This is a genomic window from Bacillus sp. FSL K6-1338 (genome assembly GCF_038006965.1).
Lineage (GTDB): Bacteria > Bacillota > Bacilli > Bacillales > Bacillaceae_G > Bacillus_A > Bacillus_A thuringiensis_S.
This window is the reverse complement of record NZ_JBBOWI010000002.1, coordinates 252,766-265,279: the sequence shown is the minus strand read 5'-3', so window position 1 is coordinate 265,279 and position 12,514 is coordinate 252,766. Positions and strand designations below refer to the sequence as shown.

The following is a 12,514-nucleotide window of genomic DNA, read 5'->3' as shown; positions in this document are numbered from 1 at the left end:
TATATTTATAATTTATATCTAAAAACTTTTACATTGAAGAACTCTTTGCAGGTAACGTTTTTGTTCTCTCTCTTTAATCTGTTTTTCAGTAAGTGCTGTTTTCATCATTTGGATTGCTTCTTCTACATCACTTTTCTCCACTGAATACCCCGAATTAATTTTTTCTTCCAATTGACTTTGGACCTTTTGAAATGGGAGTACTACCTTTTTCTGATAATCACTTAAATCTGTATTATAATTTTTTGTACTTACAACTACAGTTAAACACCCTGATATAACTTCTTCATAATCAGATTCTTGTAATGTAAAAGAATTTTTTGTATTTAGGATATCTTTCTCCCTTTCATAATTAAATGTCGATATAGCAGGGTTAATAGCTTGCAGAAGATACTTCAAGACTTCCTTTGGTCCCATTTCAATAGCTTTCATAGACCCTTGATTCATTAGATAGTGAATCATGTCCAACCATTTCACAGACTTTATTAATTGTAAGTAAAGGTTTTCTCTTATATTTTCTACACCTTTATACATTGAACTATCATGATTCGCTATGACAGGTACTAATGGCTGTTTCATATCTATATTTTCTAGTACACTCTTATATTTTTCAGCAGCAGGTTGCATCATAGGAGAATGAAATGGCCCACTTAATTTAAGGGGGATTGCAATTCCCCCATGCTCTACTACCATTTCACAAGCTAACTGAACCGCAGAGTTTGTACCAGAAATTGATGTTTTATTTGGAGTGTCATAAGCCGATATATATACTTCCTGTCCCTTGGTTAACAATTCTGAACAAATACCTTCAACAATTTTTGGAGGAAGATTGTTAACCCATGCCATAGTTCCATCTATAGTCAATGCATAGCTACTCAAAATCGTACTACGTTCTTGTACTAATTTTAAGGTATCTGAAAATGCAATTGCTCCAGAAGCACATAGAGCTGTATATTCTCCCAAAGAATATCCAATCATTGCCTCTGGTTTATTGCCTATTTCCTGTTCAAAAACTCGAAAAGCTGCCATGCTAGTTGTTACTAAAGCAGTCTGTGAATTTTGTAACTTTTCAAGGTCAGCTTTGTATATCTTCTCCATACAAAGGGAAGCCATGTCTATTTTTAGAGTGTCACTTGCTTCTTCAAATATCTCACGTGCTACAGGGAAGTTTTCATAAAGGTACTTACCCATTCCAGAATAATGGGATCCTACGCCAGGAAACATAAATACAATATTCATCTTTTTATCTCCCTTTTTTTCATCTTAAGCTATCTTCAACTCTATCTAATAAAGCTCGTCCCTCTTCAGTTTTTCTTAAATTCACTAAATCAACTACATAGCGAATATCTGATACATCATTCCATCCTAAATCCAGTGCAAGATTCATATGCTTTAACGAAAGATCGATTCTATCAATTAATGAATAACCACATGAAAGTAAAAAGTGATGCCATGCATTTAAATCTCCTATAGTACGAGCTTTTTGTACAAACTCACTAGCTTTATTAAAATCTGAATAGTATCTTAGTTGATGGTATGCGGTAAAAACGAAATTATCTAATTCGTTATAAGGAAACACATAAGCTGTATAGGTTTGAAGATTTGTGAATCCAACTTTTCCCGCTAGTTTAATAGATGGAATACGAAAATCCTCTGTCTTCCAATGTGGTGTTCTTCCTTGTTTTAAACAGTCATCCAAGAATGCTCTTGCAGCCAACCAAGCATACCCTTTACCTCGCTGGAATAAATCATAAGTATTAATTCCAATTTCCACATCAGTATCTGTTGCAAAAACCGATAAGCAACTAGTTACAACTTGTTCATGTACCATTACTACATAACCAAATCCATTTCGGATGAAATCCTGAGTTGACTCCCAAAAATCAACAATATCATCCCGTACCATTGCGAACTTTTTATCTGATAACATGTCGATTGTAATACGTTCCACCGTTACCTCATCAGGCATATTAGGTTTAGATAACTTATTATAAGACTCCGGATCAAAAGTAAATGTTACTCGAGTGTAAGGTTTAGGAATAAACATTTGCAATTGTTCCTCGACAACCTGTTTCCATTTTGATTCGGGTAATAATTCAACCTGAAAAAAGTCATCCCCTATCTGCTGAGCCTCAGGTGCAATTACTTCTTTAATAAAAGTTGGTAGCCTTGAAACAAAATTACTTGTAGGATCACCTAATAAATAAAAAATTTCTTGTTCTGCCCATACAAGTGCACATCTAGGGTTATTAGGATTATCCACATAAATATGTCCCTTATTGTAACCATGAGCTATACCATTAAGTATTGGATGGTTCTTATAATCAACGAGAAGTGGTGATATTTGTTTGAATTCATCCTTTTCTTTTACCAATTCATAAATCATATTCTTAAAAGTCCTCCCTTTTGAGAACAAGTGTGAAGTGCATGCTGCGCAATAATTGGCTGAAGTACCTGCGAGGTACCTTCAATAATTTCTAAAACCTTTGCTTCCCTAAATAAACGCTCAACAGGATATTCTCTTGAAAACCCGTTTCCACCAAACACTTGGACAGCGTCTGTGGCTACCTTCATAGCCATCTTTGAGGCAAAATATTTTGCAATGGTTGTTTCAATTACAGCATCAGTATGTCTATCCTGACGCTTTTTCCCAGCCTCTTGGCATAACGAACGAGCTGCTTTTATATTTACACTTGCTTCTGCTAAAATTGTTTGAATTGCTTCATATTCACATATATATTTATTTCCTTGTTTTCTTCTTCTTGAATAAGCTACCATTGCTTCTAGTGCTTCTTGAGCAATGGCTACTCCCGCCCAGGCAATACTATATCTACCATGATCAAGAGCTGTGTTAACTACATAACTCCATCCACCCCCAATTGGTCCTAACAAATTTTCAGCTGGTACCTTTACATCTTGCAAATGAATCTCAGCTATATGCGAGGAATTACTTGCTAACAGTTTACTCATTTTATTTGTAGAAACACCCGTCATTGACCGTTCAACAATAAAAGCGCTAACTTTTCCCTCACTAGACGCAAAAACTAAAAAACAATCCGCAATGTCAGCAAAAGAAATCCATTTTTTGTGCCCATTAAGAATAAAATGATCATTAACTTGTTTATAAGAAGTTCCAACAGCTTTTGCATCAGAACCAACCTCTGGCTCAGTTAGGGCAAATGAAAATAATAGGTTCCCCTTTGCCATCTCAGGCAACCATTTTCTCTTTTGCTCTTCAGTCCCCCACCTTTTAATTGACTCCCCTACTAAAGATACATGAACTGTAAGTAATTCACGAACCGAATTACAAGCTTTACCAATGATTTCAGTAAGACGACCATAATCTAAAGAATCAAGAGAAAGCCCACCATATTCTTTTGGTATCGTTGCACCCAATACACCATAACTTGAGATTTCTTGTATCACATCATAGGGAAGCTCTTCATTACTTTCAAACTCACTTGCTCGAGGCCGAAGCTTCTTTTCCGCAAACTCATCAACTACTCCCAGAATCTCTTCTGCATTACTCATACTGTGAAATTCCCATTCTTCTTTTTGTTAATTAGATCAACCATATTATTAATAGTAGAAAAGTTAATAATATCAAGTTCATCATTATCTACTACTATATCAAACTCCGTTTCTATGAAATTTAACATTTGCATAGCAAAGAGCGAATTTACATAACCTTTTTCAAATATGTTGTCATCATTAGCAACAATAGTTTCCTCTGCATTAAAAATAATAAGATTTTTTTTAATGTATTGACGTATTTTTTCATGATTATCCATGTAATTACTCCTTCTGAGACCTGGGAAATCAATTAACCTATATCCCAATTAAAATCAGTCTCTATTTTTATTTTTTCTTTCTCCTGAGTCGCAGATAAAACAAGTTCTTTTTCCTCACTTGTTAACATTTGAATATCTTTTAGACTAACATTAGGATGAGTTGTTATTTCTTCTAATAGAAGGTTAAATCGCCGTCCAAATTCTACTATTGTTGATTTATCAAATAAAGATGTAGCATATTCAAAAGCGAATTCATATATATCTTTATTTTCTTCAGCAATAAGAGTTAAATCAAACTTACTTGTTAGTGTATCTGTGTTTGTTTCCGTGCTAATTTCTAATCCATCCACAACTGTATGTTTTTCATCCGAATTTTGTAATACAAACATGACATCAAATAAAGCACTTCGGCTTAAGTCTCTAGAAAGATCTAATTTTTCCACTAACTGATCAAATGGATACACCTGATGTTCGAAAGCTTCTAACGTATCGTTTTTCACTTTTTTCAAGTGATTAATAAAAGATTGATCTGGATTTATTTGATAACGTAATGCAATTGTATTTACAAACAACCCCATAAGAGGTAACAGATCAGCATGCGGCCTACCTGCAACTGGTGATCCTATAATGACATCCTTTTGTTCCCCATGCTTGTACAGAAAAATAGTGAAGGTAGCCATAAGTAACATAAAAGGTGTCGTATCAGTTTCTAGTGCTATTTTTTTTATTTTCCGAGTAATTTCCTTGTTTACTTGGAAATTATATTGTTCACCCTCAAAACTCTTTACAGGTGGTCGACCTCGATCATATGGTAATTCAACAACTGGTATATCCCCTGAGAATAATTCTTCCCAGTATTTCTCATGGATATCAAATTCTTTAGAAGATAATAATTTTTGTTCCCACACAGCATAATCTTTATATTGCAAACGATTTTCCGGCAATGTTTCCCCAGCATATAGGGCCTTAAAATCATGCATAAATATACTTAAAGACACGCCATCTGTTATGATGTGATGAAGGTCAATTACAAGTAAATAACTATTATCTTTTAACTCCTTTAGTCCAGCCCGCATTAACGGAACCTTAGAAAGATTAAATGGTTGCAACCATTCTTTATACTCTACCTTTATCATTTCTAGCTCAAATGTTACCTGTTCTAATACTCTCTGTACTAACTGATCTCCCTGCCACTCAAACTGTGTTCTGAGTATTTCATGGCGTTTAATAAGCTTTTCAAAGACTAATTCTATCCTTTTCCGGTCCACCATTCCTTTAAGAATAAAACAACTTGGTACATTGTATGTCATCTGTGCCCCATCCATCTCTTGTAATAACATCATTCTTTTTTGAGTCGATGAAACCGGGTATACCTCAGATTCCGGTACTATTTCTATATCTTGCAACCTATTTTCTTTTGAATTTTTAATAAAATGACTTAAAGTGCTTATTGTTGGATACTCAAAAAGATTTGCTAATGATAATTGCACATTAAATTCTTTCCATATTTTAGCGTTGATTACAGTAGCATGAAGGGAATGACCACCAAGTGCGAAAAAATTATCTTCCACACCAATACAAGGATTACCTATAACTTCTTTCCATATATCAACTAGCTTTCTCTCCATATCATCGAGTGGTTTTACATAATTAGTAGTCTCCATCGATGGAGAAGAATCTATAATTACATTCTTTGTATTACCTTCTATAACAGAAAAAAGAAATATCATTATTTGTTCAGCTAAATTTTGCTCGTATTCTGCAGCATGGTGAATTTTATCTGAAATGTTTACTATTCCTTCTTTAGTTACTGATTTTGTTAAGTGCATTTTTATCAATGATCCACGAATTACTCCCCAATTGGCAGCTGCTGTCTTCATAGATTCAGCGATAGTTTGGAAGTCCGAGTGATAACGCTCACCAAGAAACGAAAGCATTTTTGAAAACTTTACTCGGCCATCTACAACTTGACCTAAATGTGAGAATAACGGAACATCATTAAAGTCTAAATATCCATCTGTCTCTTTATTTAAATCAAACCTACTTATTAGTTTCGTAGCAAAAAGGTGCATTTGTGAAAAAATATGTTTTTCATCTTTTATATGTTTTATCCAATTTGACAAATCGGTTGTAATCGATTGTATGTCTGTGATTTCATCTTCAGTAACTTTTAAAGTACTTACTTTTTGATAACCCTTATAAAAAAGTTCTGTTGAAAGTTGTGCATTTTTAACCATAAAATATGGATCGGTAATAATTAAACAGTCTTCTTCGGGCTCATATCCTACAATAACAAATGAATGAACAATATGATTTTTTAGATAATTCTCATCCCAAGGAAGCCAGTATGCATTCATGGTTACCACCACAGGAAATCCCGAGTATAATTGTTCTAATATAATTTCAAATCCTTCATCGGATGAATCTGTATCAAATATAGTACTTTTTATACCATGATATTTTTCTAAATCACTTACAAAATAACCAGACTCTGTATATAAACCATCCCCTAGATTTCCATTATCGACAGGAGAAAAACCAAAATCCCATAATCTAGCGTACATTAAATAATGTTTACGCTTAAACCAATTAGCTAACGTAGCAATTACATCATCAATACAATTCTGTTCAGAACTTTTACAAGGCTCTACATCATATAAGATTGAAGAAGTATAATTTCCCATTTACTCACCTCTATATTTTTACCAACAGGAAAAACTATTGTAATTTGGTTATTTCTCTATACTAAGTTGACAGAGATATGTATATCTTCTTTAAAAAGCTATCCATTATTATTAACGTATTTCATATAAAGAATCTTATTTCTCGAATCACTTTTTTATTTTAATCATTCTATAATAGGGAGGAGAATTCCCTAACTCATAGTCACCAGAATAAACACTAACATTCTAGAAAGCTAAGAGGGAAAGCTCCTTTAATCCCACAGTATAGCAAGTGTAAATTTAAACTCTTAAAAGTCGTGTTTACAATATGAAGTAATACTAATTTTTTTTCTTTTCTGCTATATAAGCAGCTAGTTGTTTAATATTGCGTTTTGTATATGCGACTAAGTCGTCCGTATTAAGATTCTCGTTTTCTAAAGCAAGATCAAGCTCAATAGCTAGTAGAGAATTTCCTCCTAAGTCAAAGAAATCATCCTCTACACCGACAGCTTCAATCTTCAATATACTTTTCCATATTTCAACCAAACGAGATTCTAACTCATTACTAGGAGACATCATACTCTCCTCCTCATTCTTAGGTAAAGATCTAGGTGAAGGTAAGGAATGTCGATCAACCTTTCCACTTGGTGTTAATGGTATGTTTTCAACTTCAACAAAGAAAGTAGGTATCATATAACTCGGAACTAATTTCGCAAGATGCAATTTCAAATCAGAAATGGATACAAGTGATTTTGCTACGAAATAAGCTACAAGTTTTTTCTGCCCATCTTCATCTTGAATGTCTACTATCACTGCTTCTTTAATTGCATGATGTGAAGATAAAGCATCTAAAATTTCCCCTGGCTCAATTCGATATCCTCTAATTTTTAATTGTTCATCATTTCTACCGAGGAATTCTATATTCCCATCAGGTAACCAGCGTGAAAGATCTCCTGTCCTGTACATTTTCTCCCCTTTTACAAATGGGTCTGGTAAAAACTTTTCTTCAGTTAATCTCATTTGATTTACATATCCTCTTGCAAGCCCTTCTCCCGCAATATACAGCTCTCCTACCGCGCCAATAGGCTGAAGTCTCTGTTTTTGATTAAGTATATAAAGCCTTACATTCGGAATAGGCTTTCCAATAGGAATAGTATTATAGTTTTCACTTTCTTGAAGTGAAAACGTACTTGCGATAACTGTCGCCTCAGTAGGACCATACATATTTTCTATTTGAGTCGATAGTCGATGCTTTTTAAACTTATTAACCACCTCATGTGTCAAAGCTTCACCCGCAAGTAATATATACTTCACTTTATTTAAAACCTGGCAATTTTCATTATTAAGTGTATTTACGAAAGCTCTAAACATAGACGGTACAAAATTTAATAATTTCACATCATATTTATCTATAGTTCTTAAAATTGCTCTTGGGTTTCGATGTTCCCCATTGTCCATTATTACTAATTTACTACCTACTATGGTCCACCCAAACAACTCTAGAACAGATACATCAAATATATAAGGTGTCTTCAGTAAATACGTATCTGATTCATCCATAGGATATAAATGAGACATTGAAAATAAGAAATTCACAATACTACAATGTTCAATCATGACTCCTTTTGGTCTACCTGTAGAACCGGAAGTGTATAAAATATAAGCTAAGTTATTTGGTTTTCCAGTAACCTCCAGGTTGCTTGTATCACCAACGTACAAATTTTCTTGCTTTAAATCAATAATCTCTCCTACAAATGGAATTTCACCTACGTATTTAGATTCTGTAAGTACAAATTGAGGATTACAATCCTCTAAAATATGTTCCATTCGACGCTTTGGATATTCAGGATCAATTGGTACATATGCAGCTCCAGATTTTAGCGCAGCAAATATAGCTATAATCATTTCTACGGATCTTTCCACAACGATACCAATTTTAGTTTCCTGATCTACACCTTTTTGTCTAAGAATACGAGCAAGCTGGTTTGCTCGATTATTGATATACGAATAACTGTACGGTATATCATTTGAAATAACTGCGATTTCTTCTGGTTTATTTTCAACCTGATCCTCAAAAAATTGATGAACTAATTTACCCTGAGTAAAATCTAATTTTGTATTATTAAGTTCATTTAACATCCTTGTGGATTCACTTTTACTTAAAACATTAACCTCTTCAATTTTCGCTTCAGGATTAGCTACCATCCACTCTAGCGTATTTATAAAATGCATCATAAACCGCTCTATAGTTTGCGGATAATATAGTCCTGTCGCGTATTCCAATTCTAATCGCAGACCCTCTTCTTCCGGAAATACTTCTATACTCATATCTACCTTTGAAGCTTGATGCTTAATTTCGTATGATTTAAATGTAATATCTTTTATTTTTTCTGATGTTCTTCCGATATTCTGCATTACTAACATGACATCAAATACAGGATTTCGATTAGTATGATAAGCCATGTCTAACTTATTTACTAACTCATCAAATGGGTATTCTTGATATTGAAATGCTTCTAGCGCATTTTCTTTTACTTCATTTAAGAATTGAATTATCGTCTTTTCCGCTTTAGGATGATTTCTCATAGGTAGAGTATTTACAAACATACCTATGATAGGCTCAAGGTCATGATGAATTCTTCCTGCAATTGGAGAACCTACTATAATATCTTCCTGTTGCGTATACACATGCAATACTATATTTAGTGACGAAAGAAGTACCATATATAAAGTAGCTTCTCTTTCATCCGCAAAGGATTTTAATTTATTAGAAAGTTCAGGTGTTAGATGGAATACTAATCTATCACCTTCAAAAGTTTGATTTAGCCCACGTGGCTTATCGGTTGGGAACATAAGAATTGGTAACTCACCTTTAAACTTATCTACCCAATACTCTTCAATTTCTTTCAGCCCTTCATCATGTAAACGGTTGGTTTGCCAATTGGCATAATCTTTGTATTGTATTTTTATAGGCTCTAAGGCTTTGCCTGAATATAAATCTATAAACTCTTTTTCTAACTTCGCTAAAGATACTCCATCTGCTATTATGTGATGAAGATCAAAAAGTAACAGGTATTGATTGAATTCTAATTTCATTAAACCGACGCGCATAAGTGGAGCCCTATCTAACTGAAAAGGACGAACAAATTCCTGTATTAACTCTTCAATTGTTGATCTATCAGATTTATATAAATGTTCAATTCTAATATCTAAACTATCATGAATAAATTGAACTGGTTCACCTTTAATAAATTGGAATGAAGTTCTTAATGATTCATGACGTTCCACTAATTCTTTGACACATTGTTCTGCCTTTATAAAATCAAACTCACCTTCTATTAACATTGCACCTGGTATATTGTAGGCAGTTCCTATTCCAGCAAAGCGGTTTAATATATATAATCTTTTTTGTGAGGAAGAAGCTTGATAAAATTCTGTATCAGGTACGATCTCAATTTGAGAATAATTTTTCTTCCCTTCATATTTCTCTATATAATCCGCTAATAGCATAATTGTAGGCCTTTGAAACATTTCACGTATAGGTACATCTACACCTAAACGTTTATATATGTGTGAAACAACAGAAGTAATTTGTAATGAATTACCTCCTAATTCGAAAAAGTTATCATTCACACCTATTTTCTCTATTCCAAGTACTACTTTCCATATCTCAGAGAGCATTTGTTCAATTTCATTACGTGGTTCAATAAATAAAGCTGTGGATTGCTCCCAAATTGGATCTGGAAGAGCTTTCCGATCTATTTTACCGTTTGATGAGATTGGAAACTGCTCAATCGGGATGATGTATGCAGGAATCATATAAAAAGGTAAATACTCTCTAAGGAATTGGCGTACCTCTTCTACTTTAGCTGAAGAATTCATAACAACATATGCACATAAAACCGGAGTATCTTCTCCCTCTTTTTTACGTGTAATTACAATAGCTTCACCAATTTCAGGATATCGTAATAGTTGCTTTTCTATTTCTCCCAATTCAATTCGTAATCCACGAATTTTGACTTGATCGTCCATACGGCCTAAATATTCAAGGTTTCCATCTGGTAACCAGCGAGCCAAGTCTCCAGTACGATATACCTTGTCATCTATAATAGAAGAACCTGTTTTGGTGATTTGTATAGGAACAAATTTGTCCATAGTTAACTTAGGTTGATTTAAATACCCTCTTGCTAGCCCTTCTCCTGAAATACACAACTCTCCAGGAATTCCAACGGGTTGTAACTGTTGGTTATCACCCATAATATAAACTTTTTGATTGGCTAGAGGTCGTCCTATTGGTAATTGATTCATAAGTTCTAACTTATCGTGCTGAACATGATAACATGTAGAATCTACAGTAGTCTCCGTAGGTCCATAAGCATTTGTTAAATTAGGTTGGCAGTTCTTATTAAATAAACCAAGGAATTTCCGCGCTAATTTCGGTGGTAATTCCTCTCCAGCAATAATAAAATGTTTAAATGAATATTCTATTTTTTCATCTATAAAATTAGTTAATAATCGAAGATGCATCGGCGTTCCATCCGCGATATTTATTTGCTTTTCTTGATAAAAATTCATTAGCTTCTGCCCATCAGTTCTTGCTTCCTCTGGTACTATAAATAAACTATTTCCTAATAAAAGCGCACCAAACATGTTTTGTACTGAAGCATCAAACTCAAAAGGTGAAACTAACCCGATTCGCATAGAGGAACTATATTTATCATATATTTCATTTTTTAACCCGAATATTAAATTTACAACACTACGATTTTCAACCATAATTCCTTTAGGATTACCTGTTGTTCCAGAGGTAAAAATAACATATGCCAAATTGTAAGGTGTACTTACTGAAGGGAAACTAACCAATTCTGTTTCAAGTAGTTCATTAAAACTTACCATACTACAATCCTGGATTTCCCTTGTAAAATCTTCACTAATAACTTCGGGTTTTACTATACAAAGTGGAGATTTACATTCTTTTAGCATTGCCTCTATCCTTTTATACGGCAAATATATGTTAATAGGTAAATAAGCAGCCCCACTTTTTAAAATACCTAGCAATGCAATTACTGCATCAATTGATCGGTCCATCATAAGGCCAACAATGTGTCCTTTTCCAATTCCTTTTTTATGTAGAGAACTGGCAACCAGATCTACCTTTTCTTTTAATTGAGCGTATGTTATTTCTCTTTTGTCATCAGAAACAGCAAGCTTATTTGGATTATGCATGACTTGTTCTTCAAATAACTGTATCACCGTTAAATGATGCGGGTAATCTAACTCAGTTTGATTAAATGTAATTAACTCTCTTACATCATTATCACTAACCCAATCTAACTCTATATGCGGTGTATTCGGTTGTAGTAAAGCTTGCTCTAACAAGTCTATAAAATGATGACCAAATCGCATAACAGTAGATGTTTTGTATAGATGCTCATTAAAATACATATCAACTTCTATACACCCATTTACTTGACGGAAAGAGAATATAATCTCAGCATTGCTCTCACTTAAATAATTTAAATCTTGAATTTCCTCTAGCAAAATTGCAGTACGGAACGGATAATTACGCCCCTCTGGAAGGTAGTTACTCAAAACCGGTTGTAAACTTTCCAATGGGAAATTTTGATGTTCTAAAGCATTAACCATTACTGTACTAACATGCTGGAGAATTTGTCTAAATGTCATATGTTCCTCAAGACCATGTCTTAAAACTAACAAAGTATTAATAAGGTTAGTATCACTGTCTTGTTTTAAAACAGGTGTACCAATGCATATATCTTGCAATCTAGTATATTTATTTAACAGCAAGGTAAGTCCAGCAGTAAGAATCATGTGCAACTGAAGATCTGATCCATTTGCTAACTTTAAAATCTTCTCGGACAATTCCTCTTTTAGTTTTATGTTAACATTTGATAAATTCACCTGTTTGTTTGATGTCCGGTAATCATAAGGGAAATGGCAGTCAGCCAGTTCCCCTGATAAGTTTTCTAACCAAAATTCTCTTTCCTTTATTCGTTCATTTGCGGCAATTACTTTATCTTTATTTGCTATTCGTTCAACCAT

6 protein-coding genes are annotated in these 12,514 nt (G+C 33.7%); all 6 read right to left on the bottom strand.

Translation table 11 applies throughout. From position 1 onward, the window contains the following. Window positions 1–18: 18 nt before the first annotated feature. Window positions 19–1,236 carry an ACP S-malonyltransferase gene (locus tag NZ044_RS28220; protein WP_340950128.1) on the bottom strand — a complete coding sequence of 406 codons (1,218 nt, stop codon included), beginning with the start codon at window positions 1,234–1,236 and terminating at the stop codon, window positions 19–21. A gap of 19 nt (window positions 1,237–1,255) precedes the next feature. Further along, on the bottom strand, window positions 1,256–2,383 hold the full coding sequence (locus NZ044_RS28215; protein ID WP_016078368.1) for a GNAT family N-acetyltransferase: 1,128 nt from the start codon (window positions 2,381–2,383) through the stop codon (window positions 1,256–1,258). Beyond that, window positions 2,380–3,528, bottom strand: coding sequence for an acyl-CoA dehydrogenase family protein (locus NZ044_RS28210; protein WP_000063355.1), 1,149 nt, complete (start codon window positions 3,526–3,528; stop codon window positions 2,380–2,382). The genes NZ044_RS28215 and NZ044_RS28210 overlap by 4 nt, the downstream gene beginning before the upstream one ends. After that, entirely contained in the window at window positions 3,525–3,788 is a 264-nt protein-coding gene (locus tag NZ044_RS28205; protein ID WP_000368639.1) for an acyl carrier protein, read from the bottom strand. Before NZ044_RS28205 ends, NZ044_RS28210 begins: the two co-directional genes overlap by 4 nt. 32 nt (window positions 3,789–3,820) lie before the next feature. Next, entirely contained in the window at window positions 3,821–6,472 is a 2,652-nt protein-coding gene (locus NZ044_RS28200) for a condensation domain-containing protein (protein ID WP_340950127.1), read from the bottom strand. Window positions 6,473–6,790: 318 nt separating this feature from the next. After that, window positions 6,791–12,514: an amino acid adenylation domain-containing protein gene (locus NZ044_RS28195; protein WP_340950126.1), complete on the bottom strand. Its 5,724-nt coding sequence runs from the start codon at window positions 12,512–12,514 to the stop codon at window positions 6,791–6,793.

Excerpts from the sequence above, each read along its gene's own strand:
- NZ044_RS28215 (WP_016078368.1), bottom strand. The coding sequence starts at position 2,383 with ATGATTTATGAATTGGTAAAAGAAAAGGATGAATTCAAACAAATATCA.
- NZ044_RS28210 (WP_000063355.1), bottom strand. The coding sequence starts at position 3,528 with ATGAGTAATGCAGAAGAGATTCTGGGAGTAGTTGATGAGTTTGCGGAA.
- NZ044_RS28195 (WP_340950126.1), bottom strand. The coding sequence starts at position 12,514 with ATGGTTGAACGAATAGCAAATAAAGATAAAGTAATTGCCGCAAATGAA.
- NZ044_RS28205 (WP_000368639.1), bottom strand. The coding sequence starts at position 3,788 with ATGGATAATCATGAAAAAATACGTCAATACATTAAAAAAAATCTTATT.
- NZ044_RS28220 (WP_340950128.1), bottom strand. The coding sequence starts at position 1,236 with ATGAATATTGTATTTATGTTTCCTGGCGTAGGATCCCATTATTCTGGA.
- NZ044_RS28200 (WP_340950127.1), bottom strand. The coding sequence starts at position 6,472 with ATGGGAAATTATACTTCTTCAATCTTATATGATGTAGAGCCTTGTAAA.